The 18,460-nt window shown below is 45.1% G+C and carries 30 protein-coding genes and 1 riboswitch; all 30 genes read left to right on the plus strand.

What is annotated here, in order from left to right; genetic code table 11:
• The first annotated feature begins 22 nt into the window (after positions 1-22).
• The 30 genes from rplB to ADIAL_RS03125 all read left to right on the plus strand — a co-directional run bounded on the left by rplB (position 23) and on the right by ADIAL_RS03125 (position 18,127).
• A complete protein-coding gene (gene rplB / locus ADIAL_RS02980) occupies positions 23-859 on the plus strand; it encodes a 50S ribosomal protein L2 (RefSeq protein ID WP_034299880.1) in 837 nt (278 codons plus the stop codon).
• A 62-nt stretch (positions 860-921) separates the two neighbouring features.
• Complete coding sequence (gene rpsS / locus ADIAL_RS02985; RefSeq protein ID WP_034299882.1) at positions 922-1,197, plus strand: 30S ribosomal protein S19; 276 nt, start codon at positions 922-924, stop codon at positions 1,195-1,197.
• Positions 1,198-1,218: 21 nt separating this feature from the next.
• Entirely contained in the window at positions 1,219-1,575 is a 357-nt protein-coding gene (rplV, locus tag ADIAL_RS02990) for a 50S ribosomal protein L22 (RefSeq protein ID WP_034299884.1), read from the plus strand.
• 3 nt (positions 1,576-1,578) lie between these two features.
• Positions 1,579-2,235: a 30S ribosomal protein S3 gene (gene rpsC / locus ADIAL_RS02995; RefSeq protein ID WP_034299886.1), complete on the plus strand. Its 657-nt coding sequence runs from the start codon at positions 1,579-1,581 to the stop codon at positions 2,233-2,235.
• A 3-nt stretch (positions 2,236-2,238) separates the two neighbouring features.
• Positions 2,239-2,670 carry a 50S ribosomal protein L16 gene (gene rplP / locus ADIAL_RS03000; protein ID WP_034299888.1) on the plus strand — a complete coding sequence of 144 codons (432 nt, stop codon included), beginning with the start codon at positions 2,239-2,241 and terminating at the stop codon, positions 2,668-2,670.
• Complete coding sequence (gene rpmC / locus ADIAL_RS03005; protein WP_034299890.1) at positions 2,660-2,854, plus strand: 50S ribosomal protein L29; 195 nt, start codon at positions 2,660-2,662, stop codon at positions 2,852-2,854. The genes rplP and rpmC overlap by 11 nt, the downstream gene beginning before the upstream one ends.
• A gap of 38 nt (positions 2,855-2,892) precedes the next feature.
• Positions 2,893-3,156, plus strand: a complete 264-nt coding sequence (gene rpsQ / locus ADIAL_RS03010; RefSeq protein WP_034299893.1) for a 30S ribosomal protein S17 — start codon at positions 2,893-2,895, stop codon at positions 3,154-3,156.
• A gap of 81 nt (positions 3,157-3,237) precedes the next feature.
• On the plus strand, positions 3,238-3,606 hold the full coding sequence (gene rplN / locus ADIAL_RS03015; protein ID WP_034299895.1) for a 50S ribosomal protein L14: 369 nt from the start codon (positions 3,238-3,240) through the stop codon (positions 3,604-3,606).
• A 34-nt stretch (positions 3,607-3,640) separates the two neighbouring features.
• A complete protein-coding gene (gene rplX, locus ADIAL_RS03020) occupies positions 3,641-3,946 on the plus strand; it encodes a 50S ribosomal protein L24 (RefSeq protein ID WP_034299897.1) in 306 nt (101 codons plus the stop codon).
• A gap of 29 nt (positions 3,947-3,975) precedes the next feature.
• Complete coding sequence (gene rplE, locus ADIAL_RS03025) at positions 3,976-4,515, plus strand: 50S ribosomal protein L5 (RefSeq protein ID WP_034299900.1); 540 nt, start codon at positions 3,976-3,978, stop codon at positions 4,513-4,515.
• Between the two features lie 33 nt (positions 4,516-4,548).
• Positions 4,549-4,818 (plus strand): 30S ribosomal protein S14, encoded by a 270-nt coding sequence (gene rpsN, locus ADIAL_RS03030; protein ID WP_034299903.1) that lies wholly within the window; start codon positions 4,549-4,551, stop codon positions 4,816-4,818.
• A 151-nt stretch (positions 4,819-4,969) separates the two neighbouring features.
• A complete protein-coding gene (gene rpsH / locus ADIAL_RS03035; RefSeq protein ID WP_034299905.1) occupies positions 4,970-5,368 on the plus strand; it encodes a 30S ribosomal protein S8 in 399 nt (132 codons plus the stop codon).
• 31 nt (positions 5,369-5,399) lie between these two features.
• Entirely contained in the window at positions 5,400-5,936 is a 537-nt protein-coding gene (gene rplF / locus ADIAL_RS03040; RefSeq protein ID WP_034299908.1) for a 50S ribosomal protein L6, read from the plus strand.
• Positions 5,937-6,035: 99 nt separating this feature from the next.
• Positions 6,036-6,401: a 50S ribosomal protein L18 gene (gene rplR, locus ADIAL_RS03045; protein ID WP_034300113.1), complete on the plus strand. Its 366-nt coding sequence runs from the start codon at positions 6,036-6,038 to the stop codon at positions 6,399-6,401.
• A 21-nt stretch (positions 6,402-6,422) separates the two neighbouring features.
• Complete coding sequence (rpsE, locus tag ADIAL_RS03050) at positions 6,423-6,926, plus strand: 30S ribosomal protein S5 (protein WP_034299911.1); 504 nt, start codon at positions 6,423-6,425, stop codon at positions 6,924-6,926.
• A 14-nt stretch (positions 6,927-6,940) separates the two neighbouring features.
• Positions 6,941-7,120 (plus strand): 50S ribosomal protein L30, encoded by a 180-nt coding sequence (gene rpmD / locus ADIAL_RS03055; RefSeq protein WP_034299914.1) that lies wholly within the window; start codon positions 6,941-6,943, stop codon positions 7,118-7,120.
• A gap of 37 nt (positions 7,121-7,157) precedes the next feature.
• Positions 7,158-7,598 carry a 50S ribosomal protein L15 gene (gene rplO / locus ADIAL_RS03060; RefSeq protein WP_034299917.1) on the plus strand — a complete coding sequence of 147 codons (441 nt, stop codon included), beginning with the start codon at positions 7,158-7,160 and terminating at the stop codon, positions 7,596-7,598.
• Between the two features lie 2 nt (positions 7,599-7,600).
• Entirely contained in the window at positions 7,601-8,902 is a 1,302-nt protein-coding gene (gene secY / locus ADIAL_RS03065; protein ID WP_034299920.1) for a preprotein translocase subunit SecY, read from the plus strand.
• A gap of 114 nt (positions 8,903-9,016) precedes the next feature.
• A complete protein-coding gene (locus ADIAL_RS03070; RefSeq protein WP_034299924.1) occupies positions 9,017-9,661 on the plus strand; it encodes an adenylate kinase in 645 nt (214 codons plus the stop codon).
• A 169-nt stretch (positions 9,662-9,830) separates the two neighbouring features.
• Positions 9,831-10,049 carry a translation initiation factor IF-1 gene (gene infA, locus ADIAL_RS03075; protein WP_034299926.1) on the plus strand — a complete coding sequence of 73 codons (219 nt, stop codon included), beginning with the start codon at positions 9,831-9,833 and terminating at the stop codon, positions 10,047-10,049.
• A gap of 35 nt (positions 10,050-10,084) precedes the next feature.
• The gene (rpmJ, locus tag ADIAL_RS03080; RefSeq protein WP_034299928.1) at positions 10,085-10,198 is read left to right on the plus strand and encodes a 50S ribosomal protein L36; all 114 of its coding nucleotides are present in this window, start codon (positions 10,085-10,087) and stop codon (positions 10,196-10,198) included.
• 24 nt (positions 10,199-10,222) lie between these two features.
• Positions 10,223-10,588 (plus strand): 30S ribosomal protein S13, encoded by a 366-nt coding sequence (rpsM, locus tag ADIAL_RS03085; RefSeq protein WP_034299930.1) that lies wholly within the window; start codon positions 10,223-10,225, stop codon positions 10,586-10,588.
• 30 nt (positions 10,589-10,618) lie between these two features.
• On the plus strand, positions 10,619-11,017 hold the full coding sequence (gene rpsK, locus ADIAL_RS03090; protein ID WP_034299932.1) for a 30S ribosomal protein S11: 399 nt from the start codon (positions 10,619-10,621) through the stop codon (positions 11,015-11,017).
• A 63-nt stretch (positions 11,018-11,080) separates the two neighbouring features.
• Positions 11,081-12,025, plus strand: a complete 945-nt coding sequence (locus ADIAL_RS03095) for a DNA-directed RNA polymerase subunit alpha (protein ID WP_034299935.1) — start codon at positions 11,081-11,083, stop codon at positions 12,023-12,025.
• A gap of 97 nt (positions 12,026-12,122) precedes the next feature.
• Positions 12,123-12,539, plus strand: a complete 417-nt coding sequence (gene rplQ, locus ADIAL_RS03100) for a 50S ribosomal protein L17 (RefSeq protein ID WP_034299936.1) — start codon at positions 12,123-12,125, stop codon at positions 12,537-12,539.
• Positions 12,540-12,975: 436 nt separating this feature from the next.
• Complete coding sequence (locus tag ADIAL_RS03105) at positions 12,976-13,815, plus strand: energy-coupling factor ABC transporter ATP-binding protein (RefSeq protein ID WP_034299938.1); 840 nt, start codon at positions 12,976-12,978, stop codon at positions 13,813-13,815.
• Positions 13,791-14,666: an energy-coupling factor ABC transporter ATP-binding protein gene (locus ADIAL_RS03110; protein ID WP_034299940.1), complete on the plus strand. Its 876-nt coding sequence runs from the start codon at positions 13,791-13,793 to the stop codon at positions 14,664-14,666. The genes ADIAL_RS03105 and ADIAL_RS03110 overlap by 25 nt, the downstream gene beginning before the upstream one ends.
• On the plus strand, positions 14,663-15,460 hold the full coding sequence (locus ADIAL_RS03115) for an energy-coupling factor transporter transmembrane component T family protein (protein ID WP_034299942.1): 798 nt from the start codon (positions 14,663-14,665) through the stop codon (positions 15,458-15,460). The genes ADIAL_RS03110 and ADIAL_RS03115 overlap by 4 nt, the downstream gene beginning before the upstream one ends.
• Positions 15,461-16,093: 633 nt before the next feature.
• Positions 16,094-16,870 (plus strand): tRNA pseudouridine(38-40) synthase TruA, encoded by a 777-nt coding sequence (gene truA / locus ADIAL_RS03120; RefSeq protein WP_034299945.1) that lies wholly within the window; start codon positions 16,094-16,096, stop codon positions 16,868-16,870.
• Between the two features lie 438 nt (positions 16,871-17,308).
• On the plus strand, positions 17,309-18,127 hold the full coding sequence (locus tag ADIAL_RS03125; RefSeq protein ID WP_034299947.1) for an aminoglycoside N(3)-acetyltransferase: 819 nt from the start codon (positions 17,309-17,311) through the stop codon (positions 18,125-18,127).
• Between the two features lie 204 nt (positions 18,128-18,331).
• Positions 18,332-18,436, plus strand: a riboswitch (TPP riboswitch).
• Positions 18,437-18,460 lie beyond the last annotated feature (24 nt).

An 18,460-nucleotide genomic window follows, 5' to 3' on the forward strand; every position in this document is an offset into this window, starting at 1 on the left:
GTTTAACAAGGAGGGGAATCACGTGGCGATTAAGAAGTATAAACCAACCACAAACGGACGTCGTAACATGACAGGGTCTGATTTCGCGGAAATCACAACAAGCACACCTGAAAAGAGCTTGCTGAAGCCAAACCCTAAGCGTGCTGGACGTAACAATGCTGGTAAAATCACTGTCCGTCATCAAGGCGGAGGCCACAAGCACAAATACCGTGTAATCGACTTTAAACGTCAGAAAGATGGCGTTCGCGGTATTGTCAAAACGATTGAATATGATCCAAACCGTTCCGCAAACATTTCATTGGTTCAATATGAAGATGGAACAAAAACTTACATCCTGGCACCTAAAGGACTTAAAGTAGGAACAGATATTTTCTCTGGACCAGATGCAGATATCCAAGTAGGGAATGCACTGCCACTTAAAAATATCCCAGTAGGTACGTTTGTCCACAACATCGAATTGAAACCAGGTAAAGGTGGACAACTTGTCCGTTCAGCCGGAACATCAGCTCAGGTATTGGGTAAAGAAGGCAAGTACGCACTTGTCCGTCTAAGCTCAGGCGAAAGCCGTCTGATCCTTCTGACTTGTCGTGCGACTGTCGGTACTGTCGGTAACGAACAGCACGAACTGATTAACATCGGTAAAGCTGGACGTAGCCGCTGGTTAGGTAAACGTCCAACTGTTCGTGGATCTGTAATGAACCCGAACGATCACCCGCACGGTGGTGGTGAAGGTAAGGCTCCAATCGGACGCCCAAGCCCAATGTCACCATGGGGTAAACCAACTCTTGGTAAGAAGACACGTAGTTCTAAGAAGCGTTCAGACAAGCTTATCGTACGTCGTCGTAAAAACAAAAAATAAGTCATAAAAGACTGAAGTACTTGATGAATTAATAGGGGACAACCCCAAAAGGAGGGCAATACATGAGCCGTAGTTTGAAAAAGGGACCTTTCGTCGATAGTCATCTGATGAAAAAAGTTCGCGAAATGGATGACGACAACAAACGTGTCATTAAGACATGGTCACGTCGCTCAACAATCTTTCCGAACTTTGTAGGTCATACCATTGCCGTATACGATGGAAGAAAACACGTGCCCGTCTATGTTCAAGAAGACATGGTAGGACACAAACTAGGTGAATTTGCACCAACAAGAACGTACCGCGGACACGGAAAAGACGACCGCACAACTAGACGTTAATAGCGAAGGGAGGATACATTCATGGCAGAAACAGTAACAGCAGCAAAAGCAACTGCTCGTACGGTTCGAATCGCACCGCGTAAAGCACGCATGGTAGTCGATACCATTAGAGGGAAAAGTGCTGCAGAAGCTATTTCTATCCTTCGCTTCACTAACAGAGGAGCAGCGGAAGCGGTAGAAAAAGTTTTGATGTCAGCAATTGCAAATGCTGAACACAACTACGATATGGATATTGAAGAGCTAGTCGTAAGCGAAGCCTATGTCAATGAAGGAGCAACCCTAAAAAGGTTCCGCCCTCGTGCAAAAGGTGCAGCTTCACGCATCAACAAAAGAACAAGCCACATTACAGTAGTGGTAACTGAGAAGAAGGAGGGGTAATCAATGGGACAAAAAATACATCCTCATGGGCTGCGAGTTGGCGTCATCAAAGACTGGGACGCTAAATGGTACGCAGACAAAGATTTTGCAGACAAATTACATGAAGATATGGCTGTTCGTGAGTACATTGCTAAGAGACTAAGTGATGCCTCCGTTTCTCGTGTAGAAATTGAACGTGCAGCAAACAGAATCAATGTGTCAATTCACACTGCTAAGCCAGGAATGGTTATTGGTAAAGGTGGTTCTGAGGTTGACGCTTTGAGAAACAACTTGAACAAACTGACAGGCAAGAGAGTACACGTCAACATCGTGGAAATTAAACGTCCTGATCTGGACGCTACTCTAGTAGCGAAGAGCATCGCTGATCAGCTTGAAAACCGTATTTCATTCCGTCGTGCACAGAAACAAGCAATCCAGCGCGCTATGCGTATGGGAGCTAAAGGTATCCGCACAATGGTTGCAGGTCGTTTGAACGGCGCAGACATTGCTCGTAGCGAAAGCTTTTCGGAAGGAACTGTTCCTTTGCACACACTGCGTGCAGACATCGATTATGCTAACGAAGAAGCCGATACAACTTACGGTAAACTAGGCATAAAAGTATGGATCTACAAAGGAGAAGTTCTTCCAGCAAAAACTGAAGACAAGAAAGGAGGGAAATAATCAATGTTAGTACCAAAACGTGTAAAACACCGTCGTGAGTTCCGTGGAAAGATGCGCGGAGAAGCTAAAGGTGGAAAAGAAATTGCCTATGGTCAATATGGACTGCAAGCTGTTGATTCTGTATGGATCACAAGCAGACAGATCGAATCAGCTCGTATAGCGATGACTCGTTATATGAAACGTGGTGGGAAAGTATGGATTAAAATCTTCCCTCATAAACCCGTGACAGCTAAAGCAATCGGAGTGCGTATGGGTTCTGGTAAAGGAGCTCCTGAAAGCTGGGTAGCCCCTGTGAAACGTGGTAAAATCATGTTTGAAATCGGTGGCGTATCTGACGAAGTCGCTCGCGAAGCATTGCGTTTAGCTTCACACAAACTACCCGTTAGAACACGGATAGTAACTCGTGAAGAAAGTGGTGACTCAAATGAAGGCTAATGAATTAACAGGCTTATCCACTACTGAATTGATTGAAAAAGAAGCAGAATTTAAAGAAGAGCTATTTAACTTACGCTTTCAATTAGCTACTGGACAATTGGAAAACACCGCTCGCATCAAAGAGGTCCGTAAAAATATTGCTCGTGTAAAAACTGTTTTGCGTCAAGCAGAAATGGTTAAGTAATACGTGAGTGTAATAGCTTAATCAAAGGAGGCTAAAAAATGGCTGAACGTAACGACCGTAAGGTCTACCAGGGTAAAGTTGTTTCAGACAAAATGGATAAAACCATCGTTGTTGAAATCGCGACACGTAAGTCACACCCGAAATACAAAAAGCAAATGAAGTATTCAACTAAATTTAAAGCACATGATGAAAACAACACAGCTAAAACAGGCGACGTTGTAAAAATCATGGAAACTCGTCCATTGTCAAAAGATAAACGATTCCGTTTACTTGAAGTGGTCGAAGAGGCTATCGTTCTTTAAGAAATTTTTCGCCGATAAGACGGCATAAACACAACGGGGAGCATAAAAGCTCCAACGTGAGTTTGAAAGGAGGATCCTAACGTGATTCAAACAGAAAGTCGAATGAAAGTCGCAGACAACTCTGGTGCACGTGAAGTGCTGGTCATCAAAGTATTGGGTGGATCAGGCGCTAAGACAGCAAACATCGGAGACGAAGTTGTTGTTACGGTTAAACATGCAACACCAGGCGGCGTTGTTAAAAAGGGAGACGTTGCTCGTGCAGTAATCGTTCGCTCTAAATCTGGTGCGAGACGCCCAGACGGTTCATATATCAAATTTGACGAAAACGCATGTGTAATTATTCGTGAAGACAAAGCACCACGTGGAACACGTATCTTCGGACCAGTTGCTCGTGAATTACGTGAGAATGACTTTATGAGAATTGTTTCGTTAGCTCCGGAAGTACTATAATTCCGATATACGTCATAAGGAGGTGCGCTAGAGAATGTTTGTTAAAACTGGAGATAAAGTTAAAGTGATAGCTGGTAAGGACAAAGGTAAAGAAGGAACAGTCCTTTCTGCTATGCCTAAACAAAACAAAGTGATCGTTGAAGGACTCAACATCATGAAGAAACACACCCGTCCAACAGGAATGGGACAAGAAGGCGGAATTGTTGAAACGGAAGCACCGATTCACGTTTCCAACGTTCAGCTGATCGATCCTAAATCAGGGGAAGCTACCCGTGCAGGATTCAAGTTTGAAGATGGCAAGAAAGTACGCTACGCTAAAAAATCTGGCGAAGCACTTTAATTCAAAGCAGGAAAGGAGGGCATTCATAAATGACACGCCTTAAAGAAAAGTATAACAATGATGTTCGTCCATCATTAGTTGAGAAATTTGAATACAGCTCAGTCATGGAAGCACCGAAAGTTGACAAGATCGTTATCAACATGGGTGTGGGTGACGCTGTTTCAAACACTAAAAACTTAGACAAAGCAGTTGAAGAACTAACATTAATTTCTGGACAAAAACCAGTTGTCACACGCGCGAAGAAATCTATCGCCGGTTTCCGTCTACGTGAAGGTATGCCGATCGGTACGAAAGTTACGCTGCGTGGAGCACGCATGTATGATTTCCTGGATAAATTAGTTTCTGTTTCATTACCTCGTGTACGTGATTTCCGTGGAGTGAGCAAAAATGCATTTGACGGCCGTGGTAACTACACGCTGGGGATCAAAGAGCAACTAATTTTCCCTGAAGTTGACTATGATGATGTAGATAAAGTCCGCGGTATGGATATTGTTATCGTCACATCAGCTAACACAGACGAAGAAGCTCGTGAGCTCCTCGGACAAATGGGAATGCCGTTCCAGAAATAACCTAAACTACCTGTTAGGAGGGTGAAATTAGTAATGGCTAAAAAAAGTAAAATCGCTAAACTTGAACGTCAGCAGCGCACAGTTGAAAAGTATGCAGCTATTCGTAAAGAGTTGAAAGAAAAGGGAGATTACGAAGCACTGGCTAAACTGCCAAGAGATGCTTCTCCTACCCGCTTACAGAACAGAGATAAAATCGATGGTAGACCAAGAGGTTACATGCGTAAATTTGGCATGTCACGTATCAACTTCCGTAAACTTGCACACGAAGGAAAAATTCCTGGTGTCAAAAAAGCAAGTTGGTAAACCGAAACTGCTGCAAGGTTGATGACTGAGACCTATCATATTTGTAAAACGTGGAGTTGAACGTATCAACTCCTGTTGCCCAAGTATTATAGCGACTAGATGCCTGGTAGAAATGAAACTGAAAAACTTGCCGTAAAGGAGGCTACAACGAATGGTCATGACAGATCCAATCGCAGATTTCCTGACTCGTATTCGTAACGCAAACAATGCGCGTCACACGAAAGTGGAAATTCCTGCTTCTAACCTAAAGAAAGCTATGGCCGACATCCTGAAATCAGAAGGTTTCGTCAAGGATGTTGAATTCGTGGAAGATGACAAACAAGGCATCGTCCGCATTTTCTTGAAATATGGTCAAAACAACGAACGTGTAATCACTGGTGTCAGACGTATCTCTAAACCAGGTTTGCGTGTCTACGCTAACGCAGAAGAAATGCCTAAAGTACTGAACGGACTGGGTGTTGCCCTAGTGTCCACTTCAGAAGGTGTTGTTACTGATAAAGTTGCACGTGCTAAAAACATCGGAGGAGAAGTCCTCGCATACGTTTGGTAATCATTAAGAAAGATGAAGGAGGTGCCGGACTTTGAGCCGTATCGGAAATAAACCAATCACGATCCCTGAAGGTGTTGAGGTAAACATCGACGGTAACGTGGTAACAGTTAAAGGGAAAAACGGTGAACTATCCCGTGAAGTGAGCCCTGTTATTGATATTAAAATCGAAGACAACGAAATGACTTTCCACCGTCCAAATGATTCTAAAGCAAACCGTACGATTCACGGAACAACACGTGCTGTAGTAAACAACATGGTTGAAGGTGTATCTGTAGGATTTGAAAAAGTTCTAGAATTGAACGGTGTTGGTTACCGTGCACAACTGCAAGGTAATAAACTTGTACTGAATGTTGGCCTGTCACACCAAGTTGAATTTGAACAGGTTGAAGGACTGACAGTTGAAGTACCATCAAACACTGTTGTATCTGTTAAAGGTGCAAGCAAGGAAAAAGTTGGCGCATTGGCTGCCAGCATTCGTGCCGTACGTCCTCCAGAGCCTTACAAAGGTAAAGGAATTCGCTACAGAGGCGAAAACGTACGCCGTAAAGAAGGTAAAACAGGTAAGTAATCTGATTAAGTGGAGCCCGGTGAATGTTTTCACTCTGTTCTGCTTTCCAGTTTACCGGTTTACCTGACGATCTCTGTTAAGAGAATCTTGAATAAAGAGGTGACAATTGTGATTACAAAACCAGATAAAAACAAGCTACGCAAAAAGAGACAGAAACGTATCCGCAGAAATCTTTCTGGTACTGCTGAGCGCCCACGTTTGAATGTATTCCGTTCGAATAAAAACATCTACGCTCAAGTCATTGATGATGTAGAGGGTGTAACGCTCGCAAGTGCATCTACACTGGACACTGATGCTTCAGGTGATTCGAAAGTAGAACAGGCTGCTGCAGTCGGCGCTTTAGTTGCTAAACGCGCTGCAGAAAAAGACGTAACAGAAGTCGTTTTCGACCGTGGCGGATATCAGTACCACGGACGCGTTAAAGCACTAGCTGACGCTGCCCGTGAAAACGGACTTAAATTCTAAGAAAAGGAGGAGTTACAGTACATGACAACTCATATTGATGCATCTAAATTAGATCTTGAAGATCGCGTAGTAGAAATCAACCGTGTTACTAAAGTTGTTAAAGGTGGACGTCGTCTGCGTTTTGCCGCTTTAGTCGTTGTTGGAGACAGAAACGGACACGTTGGTTTCGGTACCGGTAAAGCTCAGGAAGTTCCTGAAGCAATCCGTAAAGCGATCGAAGCAGCTAAAAACAATCTTGTGGAAGTACCTATGGTTGGGACTACTCTTCCACACCGTATTATCGGACGCCACGGCGGCGGTAAAATCATTTTGAAACCAGCTGTTGCCGGTTCTGGAGTATCTGCTGGCGGACCTGTCCGTGCGGTTCTGGAATTAGCTGGAGTACAGGACGTTTCTTCCAAGTCAGTTGGATCAAGTTCACCAATCAACATGATTCGTGCAACGGTCGACGGAATTGGTAACCTGAAACGTGCTGAAGATGTGGCTAAACTTCGCGGTAAAACCGTAGAAGAATTACTTGGATAAGGAGAGATGACATAATGGCAAACTTAGAAATTACCCTAAAGCGCAGCTTGATTGGTCGTCCTCAAAAGCAACACCAAGCAGTTCAGTCACTTGGTCTAAGAAAACTGCACAGCACAGTAGTCAGACCAGATAATGAATTTACAAGAGGCGCAATCAAGCATATCGCCCATTTGGTCGATGTTAAAGAAGTTTAATGAGTTCAGAGTCTAACTAAAGGAGGTGCCAGGATTTATGAAACTTCATGAATTAAAACCTGCAGAAGGATCTCGCAAGACACGCAATCGTGTAGGTCGCGGATCATCTTCTGGTAACGGAAAAACATCCGGTCGTGGTCAAAAAGGACAAAAAGCGCGTTCAGGCGGAGGAGTACGTTTAGGTTTCGAAGGTGGACAAACTCCATTGTTCCAAACCCTTCCAAAACGTGGATTTACGAACTACAACCGTAAAGAATACGCAATTGTCAACTTAGACACATTGAACCGTTTCGAAGAAGGTACAGAAGTTACTCCAGAACTACTTGTAGAGACAGGAGTAATCAAAAACGAAAAATCCGGTGTGAAAGTTTTGGCGAAAGGAAACGTCGATCACAAGATTTCTGTGAAAGCACACAAGTTTTCTGCTTCTGCTAAAGAAGCGATCGAAGCTGCCGGTGGATCAGTTGAGGTGATCTAAGGATGATCGAACTGATTAAAGGCGCAGTGAAAGAGAAAGATGTTCGCAGCCGTGTTCTATTTACTCTGGGTCTACTGATTGTGTTTCGTCTAGGGACACATATTACAGTACCCGGTGTAGATGCACAGGCACTTACAGAATTATCAGATACTGGTCTGTTCAATCTATTGGATACGTTTGGTGGGGGAGCACTTGGGAGTTACTCTGTTTTCGCCCTTGGGGTTTCACCATACATTACGGCTTCGATCGTCATACAGCTCTTGCAAATGGATGTGCTTCCGAAATTCAAGGAGTGGTCCGAGCAAGGTGAAGTAGGACGCAAAAAATTGAATCAGGCAACGCGCTATTTAACGATTGTCCTGGCTTTCTTTCAGGCAATCGGTATATCTTATGGTTTCAATGCATTAACTGGTTTGGGACTGGTGAGAAATCCAGGACCGGCCACGTATGTAACCATCGCTATCATCCTGACGGCTGGTACAATGCTTGTGATGTGGTTAGGTGAAATGATCACCGTACACGGTTTTGGTAACGGAACCTCGTTCATCATCTTCTCAGGTATTATTGCCAGAATTCCACAAGATATACAACAATACTACAACTTGCAAATTAGAAACGCGGGAGACGAGATTGTCAGCGCGTGGATACTGACAGCTTTGCTGCTGGTCGTGTTTGTACTGCTTGTATTATTGGTCACTTATATGGAAAATGCCAAGCGCAATATTCCGGTACGTTACTCTAAACGTGCAAGCACATCGAAAGACAGTGCTGTATTGCCACTGAAAGTGAACTCAGCTGGAGTTATTCCAGTTATTTTTGCCAGTTCGTTTCTTATGACTCCTCAAATCATTCTGGGTTACTTTGCTCAAGGTAATCAGAATGCCGGCTGGTTCCAGACATTGAACAGCGTGTTCAATCTGCAGGAACCACTAGGAGCAGCGCTTTACACGATACTGATCGTTCTCTTCACGTTCTTCTATGCTTTCATTCAGGTCAACCCTGAAAAAGCGGCTGAGAATCTGCAGAAACAGAACGGCTATATCCCAAGTGTCAGGCCTGGACGAGCGACAGAAGAGTATATTGGATACATGCTTATTCGCTTAAGCACCGTGGGAGCGATTTATCTGGGAACCATTTCATTGCTTCCAATAGTAGCTTCTGCTTTATTCAATCTTCCAAGTTCGATTGCTTTGGGAGGAACAAGCCTGCTCATCGTTGTCGGTGTAGCACTTGACTCCATGCGTCAGCTTGAAGGATTACTAAGTAAGAAGAGTTATCAGGGCTTTATTCAGCGCACATCATGATAACGTATTGAAAATAGACGATTTGCCCGTCAGTCTCAACCGTTTCGCAGCAGGGTAAATCGATCTTTTTTCCGTTATTGCTGAAGAAAGCTTAAATACTAAGGAGGAAGCAAGATGAATTTGATCCTGTTAGGTCTTCCCGGAGCAGGGAAAGGGACGCAAGCAGCCCGTATTTCTGATAAATATAACATTCCCCATATTTCGACTGGAGATATGTTCAGAGCTGCTATGAAGAACAAGACCCCGCTTGGTCTGGAAGCGAAAAAGTACATGGACGCGGGAGATCTCGTGCCCGATGAAGTAACAAATGGAATCGTCAAAGAGCGACTGCAGCAAGACGATGCCAAAAGAGGGTTTTTACTGGACGGCTATCCTCGAACATTGAATCAGGCTCAGGCCCTGCAGCAGGCACTGGCGTCTTCCAATAGAAGACTGAACCATGTTCTGTACATCAAAGTACCGAAAGATATTTTGATGGAACGTCTGACCGGACGATTCATGTGCTCTAACTGTGGAGCGACTTATCATAAAATAACCAATCCACCTAAAGTGGCAGGTGTTTGTGATAAATGTGGCTCGCACGACTTCTATCAGCGTGAAGACGATAAGCCTGAAACAGTTGAGAATCGTATCAACGTCAACGAAGAACAAACAGAAGTACTTGCTAAGCACTATGCTGATTACAGCCTAGTCCGTGAAATCGACGGCGAGCAGAGTCCTAATCAAGTATTTGAAGACATTGTGGACCATTTAAACTAAGAAGTCCGATGTTTTATGATGAATCCTTGCAATGATTGTGTATGCATGATATAATTGTACGAGCGTCAAAAAACTGACGTTTGAACAGTTAGATAATCAATCAAGTGAGAATCCAGGTTCTCACGTTTTCATGTGTACAGAAGTGAGATATCAAAGGAGGAAACCAGGCGTGGCAAAAGACGATGTTATAGAGATTGAAGGAACCGTCCTAGAAACTCTGCCTAATGCAATGTTCAAAGTTGAACTGGAAAATGGTCATGAAATTCTAGCACACGTTTCTGGCAAAATTCGTATGAATTACATCCGGATTCTGCCTGGGGATAAGGTAACGGTTGAAATGTCTCCATATGATTTAACTCGTGGACGCATTACGTATCGATTTAAATAAACTTAGGACTCCGAAGACTCAAGGAGGGAAAGTTCATGAAAGTAAGACCATCAGTCAAAAAAATGTGTGACAAGTGTAAAGTGATTCGTCGTAACGGCCGTGTAATGGTTATTTGCGAAAATCCTAAACACAAACAGCGTCAAGGATAATATTAAAACAGGAGGTGCATATATATGGCTCGTGTAGCAGGTGTAGACATTCCACGTGACAAGCATGTGGTAATTTCACTAACATATATCTACGGAATCGGTAAAACAACAGCTCAAGGAATCTTGGAAGCTGCTGGCGTACCAGAGGAAACTCGTGTACGTGAACTGACAAACGACCAGCTGGATTCTATCCGTGCTGAAGTCGACAAGCTTAAAGTTGAAGGAGATCTTCGTCGTGAAGTAAACCAGAACATTAAGCGTTTGATGGAAATTGGATCATACCGTGGCATTCGTCACCGTCGTGGTCTGCCAGTACGTGGACAGAACACAAAGAACAACGCACGTACGCGTAAAGGCAAAGCAGTCGCTATTGCCGGTAAGAAAAAATAATTTACCATAAGTTAGGAGGTCAATCTACGAATGGCTAAAGCAAAAAGACCCGCTCGTAACCGTAAACGTCGAGTGAAAAAGAATATTGAACAGGGAGTCGCGCACATCCGTTCAACGTTCAACAATACAATCGTTATGATAACTGATGTACACGGAAATGCTATTTCATGGTCTTCTGCAGGATCACTGGGATTCAGAGGTTCTCGTAAGTCCACTCCATTTGCTGCTCAGATGGCTGCTGAAGCTGCTGCAAAAGGCGGAATGGAAAATGGAATGAAGACAGTTGAAGTTACCGTTAAAGGACCTGGTTCAGGTCGTGAAGCTGCGATCCGTGCCCTACAGGCTACTGGACTAGAAGTAACTGCAATTCGTGACGTAACACCGGTACCACACAACGGATGCCGTCCTCCAAAACGTCGTCGCGTATAAAATTAAAAAAGTCGTTTTAAGGATAACGTGGACTATACGTTTTGAAAGGGGTAAACGGACCAGATGATCGAAATTGAGAAGCCGGTAATTGAAACAGTTGAGATCAGTGAAGATGGAAAATTCGGCAAGTTTGTCGTTGAACCGCTTGAGCGAGGATACGGTACAACATTAGGGAACTCCCTGCGTCGAATCCTGTTATCATCTTTGCCAGGTGCTGCCGTCACAAATATTCAAATTGATGGCGTTTTGCATGAATTCACTGCGATCGATGGAGTTGTTGAAGACGTCACAGCCATCATTTTAAACTTAAAGAAACTCGCGCTTAAGTTGTATTCTGATGAAACAAAAACCATTGAGATAGATGTTGAGGGACCAGCTACTGTTACAGCAGCTGATATTATTTTCGACAGCGATGTTGAAATCATGAACCCGGATCTATATATTTGTACAGTCTCTGAGGGTGGTCACTTGCACGCCCGCATGGAAGCACAAAAAGGCAGAGGATATGTACGCGCTGAACACAACAAGCACGATGATATGCCAATAGGTGTATTGCCGGTTGATTCGATTTATACCCCAATCAGCCGAGTAAATTACCATGTTGAAAATACACGTGTAGGAGAAAAAGAACAGTACGACAAGCTAACCCTTGACGTATGGACAGATGGTTCGACCTCTCCGGAAGATGGTGTCAGCTTGGCTGCAAAAATCATGACTGAGCACCTGAACATTTTCGTCAACCTGACAGAAGAAGCCCGTGAAGCTGAAATTATGGTTGAAAAAGAAGAGACACAAATGGAAAAAATGCTTGAGATGACTATCGAAGAGCTGGATCTGTCTGTGCGTTCTTACAACTGCTTGAAGCGTGCAGGGATTAACACTGTACAGGAACTGACAAACAAAACTGAACCAGAAATGATGAAAGTCCGTAACTTGGGCCGTAAGTCACTGGAAGAAGTTAAACTCAAACTGGGCGAGCTGGATTTAGGCTTGCGCGATGAAGAGTAAACCGACCAATCCTTTAATGGAGCGATCGTAAATATTCACTGCCGATATTACTGTATTCGGCAACAGCAATCTTGTAGTAAAGGGAGGATTTCGACGAATGGGTTATCGTAAATTAGGACGCACAAGCTCTCAGCGTAAAGCAATGCTTCGTGATCTGACATCTGACTTGTTTATCAACGAGCGTATTGTAACAACTGTTACTCGTGCGAAGGAAGTTTCTAAACTTGCTGATAAAATGATCACTTTAGGTAAACGTGGAGACTTGCACGCTCGTCGTCAAGCTGCTGCATTTGTTCGTAACGAACTGGCAACTGTATCAGAAACTGAAGACGAAATCGTAGTACAATCAGTACTACAAAAATTGTTTGATGATATTGCACCACGTTTCGCTGAGCGTAACGGTGGGTACACTCGCGTATTGAAAACAGAACCTCGTCGCGGAGACGGCGCACCAATGGCTGTACTGGAACTTGTAGAAGGACCAGTAAACACTAGCGACGCAGACGCTGAATAATTAAATACACGAACAGCAATCAACCAAAATCACTTTTGGATGTATGATGAGCGTTACGATGATGGAAGATATTCCAAGTGTCTAGCTCAGTTTCTCCCGGGTTTAACCCGGGAGGGACACCATATATCGTAAAGTGTTTTTTTATTACCGTTTCATCCTATACATAGTAGCTAGATAAAAAATCCTGTCTTATGCGCTGATTGTCTGGTCAGGTCCTGAATCAACGGCTATACGAAGGGTGGTCTGTTTAGGCCAGCTCAGCTGAATAATTTGAGGAAGCCAGGATCTTGCAGGGGACCTTGATGTAAAGGGATACAGCCGTCATTTTTTGTTGTACTGTCAGTCAGTTTTTGGTAACCTTGTAATGTTGAGTTACTGTCTTGACACCTGTAAAATGCTTAAAAAATAAGAGAAACAATAAAGTAGAGGGTAAATCATGTCTGAAATTATCAAACTAAACAATATCACATATCGATATGATGATGAAGACCAGCGTCCGGCACTGGAGGACGTTTCTTTTCAGATCACCAAAGGAGAATGGGTGGCCATCATCGGACCGAACGGGTCAGGCAAATCAACTCTGGCTAAAACAATCAATGGCCTGATTGAGCCGGATAGCGGAGAAGTCAGTGTCGGTGGACTGGATCTGAACGAAGAGAATATCTGGTCGATCCGGCAAATGGTCGGCATGGTGTTCCAGAATCCGGACAACCAGTTTGTCGGGTCCACTGTCCAGGACGATGTGGCTTTTGGGCTGGAAAATCTGGGGATTCCCAGAGATGAGATGATCGAGCGGGTCAGAAGCGCACTGGATAAAGTCAATATGCTTGAATTTGCTGAACGTGAACCGGCCAGACTGTCAGGCGGACAGAAACAGCGAGTGGCTATTGCCGGAATCGTCGCTTTGCGGCCGGATATCATGATTCTGGATGAAGCTACCAGTATGCTGGATCCCCAGGGCCGGGAAGAGGTGCTGCGCACCGTTAAGGAAGTGAAAGAACAGGAAAACCTGTCTGTTTTGTCCATCACCCATGATATCGACGAAGCAGCCGCAGCCAACCGGGTCCTCGTCATGAGAGACGGTAAAATGATTCAGGAAGGAACGCCAGAGACCATTTTTTCGTATGGCGAAAAACTGATTGAAATGGGTCTGGACTTGCCTTTCCCGGAAAAACTAAAAGCATCACTGAAAAAGCAGGGCATGGATGTGCCGGCTGATTATCTGACTGAAGAAGGGATGGTGGACTGGTTATGGACATACGTTTCGAAGAAGTAGGCTATACTTATCAGAAAGGAACGCCTTTCCAGAGCCGGGCCCTTCACGACATCGATTTGACAATCGAAGCTGGGTCATTTACAGCTCTGGTCGGCCATACCGGCAGCGGAAAGTCGACTGTTCTTCAGCATTTGAATGCTCTAAAAAAACCGACCAGTGGTCAGGTCACCATTGGAGATCGTGTAATCACACACTTCTCCGAAGATAAAGGTTTGAAGACACTTAGAAAAAAAGTCGGGATTGTGTTCCAGTTTCCTGAAGCGCAGTTATTTGAAGAAACGGTTGCCAAGGATATCGCTTTTGGACCCAAGAATTTCGGGGTATCAGAAGAAGAGGGACTGGCCAAAGCCAAGGAGCTTCTGCCTCTGGTCGGACTGGATGAAAGCTTCATGGAACGCTCACCTTTTGACTTGTCTGGCGGACAAATGCGCCGGGTAGCTATCGCTGGTGTTTTGGCAATGGAGCCGGAAGTACTGGTTCTGGATGAGCCGACGGCAGGTCTGGATCCACAGGGACGCAAGGAAGTCATGGATATGTTTTATAATTTATATCAAGAGCAGGGACTGACTGTGGTCCTGGTAACGCACCAGATGGATGATGTTGCCACCTACGCGAATCACATGATTGTGCTTGAAAAAGGGACGGTCATGAAGGAAGGTCATCCAAGAGAACTGTTCAAGGAAGCGGGCTGGCTGTCCAGCATGCAGCTGGGTGTACCATCAACGGTCCGCTTTGCTCATGAATTGGAAGAAAAGTTCCAATGGCATTTTGATCCTCTTCCGCTGACAACCGATGAACTCGCGGAACAGATGCAAGTCAAGCTGTCAGCCGGAGAGGGGGATGCTCTATGATGGAAAAACTTATTTTCGGGCGCTATATCCCTGGAGACTCTTTAATCCACCGATTGGATCCACGGGCTAAGTTGGTCGGAGCCATCTGGTTTATCATCATCATTTTTATGGCCAATAACTGGCTGACGTATCTGGTTTTGGCACTCTTTGTGCTGACAGCTATCAAGCTCTCTGAAATCAGTCCGAAATTCTTTATCAACGGAGTGAAGCCGCTAATCTGGCTGATTCTCTTTACGGTCATTTTACAGATCCTTTTCACCAGTGGACAGACAATCTGGTTCCGGCTAGGGCCGATTGTTATTTCCCAGGAGGGTATTTTGAATGGGGTATTCATCTTTATGCGGTTCGTCTTGATTATTTTCATGTCAACGATTCTTACACTGACGACCATGCCGCTGTCGCTGACAGATGCGATTGAGTACCTGCTGCGACCTTTGGATGCGGTCAAAGTGCCTGTGCATGAAATTGCCCTGATGTTATCCATTGCTCTGCGTTTTGTACCGACACTGATGGACGAAACTGAAAAAATCATGAACGCTCAGCGTGCTCGTGGGATTGATTTTGGCGAAGGCAGCATCTATCAGCAAATGAAGGCAATCGTACCGCTGTTGATTCCCCTGTTTGTCAGCTCCTTTAACCGGGCTGAAGAACTCGCTACCGCCATGGAAGCCAGAGGATACAAAGGCGGGGAAGGACGAACCAAGTACCGCCAGCTGAACTGGCATAATCGGGACACGGCGGTTATGGTTGCTTTCGGCTTGCTATCTGTGGCATTGTTTGTCCTGAGAGTCTAGCCTGTAGAACTGTAAATACGGTGAAGCATAAGCCGAAAGGATAAGGACAGGATCCTTATCCTTTTTCTTTTGACGTTCAGAAGGAAAGATACACGTCGATAGGACGTGTACGAGACAGTTTTGCAAGTGAGGTGTCTTAGTGGCTTGGACTATGAGCCGTTCCCAGCACAGCTCATAATCGTCCCAAAATAAGGCGCTGTCCGCTTTCTCTTTAGGTAAGCTTCGCGGTAGGCTGAGACAGAATAAGGAACTGGCTGAATCAAAACAGACGCTTAATGGACAGGTGAAGTGTGAGCGGCTTTTGAGCAAGCTGAAAATAAGCTGTTTTCATAAACTGTAAAAGACGGCTGTCCTGGGTCTGCTGAATAAGAGGAACTCGGTCCAACTGGAACTGCACTAGAGGGTATATATGCCTATGATTCGTTAAAAAAGGCATGCTGAGCTTGTCTAGACTACTGGGCGAGCAAAGGAGAAAGGTGTTCAGCAAACCGGACAAGAGCGGCCGATTTGAGCGTTCTGTAGCTAGCTGTGTTTTGACAGATTCCAATTTTTTAGTTGCGGCGGCTTATGGGAACAGTTTTATATTAAAAAAGGCAGATGAGACCAAAATAATCGAACAAAGGAGAGAAAGGTATGACGACTTACCGGTATAAAGCAATCATAGCCTATGACGGGACAGATTTTGCCGGCTTTCAAGTTCAGCCGAAGCAGCGGACTGTTCAGGGAGAGGTTGAGCAAGCGCTCTATAAAATGGCCAAAAACCAAAAAATCAAAGTGCAGGGCGCTGGGCGGACGGATGCGGGCGTACATGCGCGGGGACAGGTTATTCATTTTGATCTCCCTTTTCATATCGATCCGACGGGGATACAGTTTGGCTTGAATACGCTGACGCAAGAAGATATTACGGTAACACATGTAGAGCAGGCGAATCCTGATTTTCATTCTCGCTTCCAAGCAAAGGGGAAAATGTACCGGTACCGGGTGGACAACAGCTACTTTCCGGATCCTTTCCTCAGACGTTACACCTGCCACCACCGGTATCCGATGATAGAGGAACCTGTTAAAGAGGCGATGCAGCTGCTGATCGGGACGCATGACTTTACCAGTTTTTCCTCGGTGCATTCAGAGACTCAAAGCAAAGTCCGGACAATCTATCATGCCGGTGTCGAGCAGGTGGAGGGGACGAATGAGTGGATTTTCACCTTTGTAGGCAACGGCTTTTTGTACAACATGGTTCGTATCCTCATGGGGACGCTGCTGGAAGTGGCTGACGGCCGACGCCAGCCCTCTGAAATTCCCTATATAATCGAGGCAAAAAACCGGGAAGCAGCCGGGAAAACCCTGGCGCCGGAAGGTCTGACCATGGAGACCGTTTATTATGACGAACAGGATATCCCAGGTTTCAAGTAAAACGGGAAGGATGGGCATGCCCGTCCGATCACTTTCGATCAAGTACGCTCCTTCCAAGCCTAGCAGGGGAGGAGCTTTTTTTGCAGTCGGCTGTCACTCAGGCATGAACACTTTTACGCATCTAAATCACCTAGACTGAATGGGACTCAGCTAAAAAATAATCCAGCTCAATAGGATGAATGAGACAGAAATCATTGCCTTATTTATCCTTTTTTTTGTGTAAAATAGACTTATCAGGTGCGTTTTTCATTTTAAAACATACGGTACGTATTTTGTATTTTCGTTAAAATAAAAAGAGACGACTGTCATTAGGTAAGGCAGGCCCAGGAAGGTTCAGGCGGTCTGACATGCAGCAGTGCAGCTTCTAATTCAACAGCTGAGTCGTTTCAAATGTTCCTAGTATGAAGTAAAGACAAATATAATAAAGGATGGATAAAAATGAGAGAGCAACTGATTAAAGAAACGCCCTATCCGAATACAAGGGCGTCATTGTCCCAGGAGCTGAAGCAGGCAGGGGTAGAGAAGGATCAGGTGCTGCTAGTCCATACCTCCCTGTCTAAAGTTGGCTGGGTCAATGGGGGTGCAACAGCTTTTGTGGACGCTTTGATGTCAGTGATTGACCCGGCTGCCGGCACGTTGGTGATGCCGACTCAAAGCGGGGACTGGAGCGAGCCGTCCAACTGGCAGCATCCACCTGTGCCACAGAGCTGGTGGGAGACGATTCGGGAGACGATGCCGGCTTTTGACCCTCGAAAAACACCCTGCCCCTATATGGGGGTAGTTGCGGATCTTTTCCGGACCTATCCAATGGTTTTGAGAAGCAATCATCCGGCGGTATCTTTTGCTGCTTGGGGAGCTCAAGCCGGGCTTATAGTTGAAAGGCATGATCTGGATTTCGGCCTGGGGGAAGGATCTCCATTGAAGACACTGTATGATTTGGATGCCAGGATCCTGGCTGTCGGGACAGACTATGACACCTCAACAGCCATGCACCTGGGTGAATACCGAGCACCACATGCGCCAGTGAAAACAGAAGGGGCACCGATATTACTAGATAAACAGCGGGTATGGCAGACGTATCAGGATGTCGACCTGGATGAGGATCAGTTTCCGGCTGTCGGAAGAAAGCTTGAGGCGGCGGGGCTCGTCCAGCCCAGTAAAATCGGCAATGCGGCCGTTAAACTGTATTCTTTAAGAGATGCCGCCGATTTTTCTGAACGCCATTTCACGGACCTTAGGAACATAAAACACGCCTGAAGAGATCTCAGTCATGCACTCGCCTAATTAAGCGAGCCCCTGTCCATTCTAGCTCAAGCCGGTTGGAATGGATGCAGAAGGTCAGAACAAATCCCGGGGCATTCCTTTTCTCCTTGTTAGGCCGAGTCAGCCAAGGAGTTGAAAACGCTCTTGTAATTAGTGAGTTAAATTGGTATAGTCACTAGGTAAACAAAAAAATTAAATACGGAAGATCCTGGGAGCCTTGTTTTGGAGGCTGAGAGTGATGTATATCAGACCAGTAACCTGATCAGCGTAATGGCTGCGTAGGAAGTATCTTATATATTATGGCTCTTTCCTATGGATTTTTTTCGT

It is taken from the genome of Alkalibacterium sp. AK22, assembly GCF_000585255.1.
Classification (GTDB): Bacteria; Bacillota; Bacilli; order Lactobacillales; family Carnobacteriaceae_A; genus Alkalibacterium.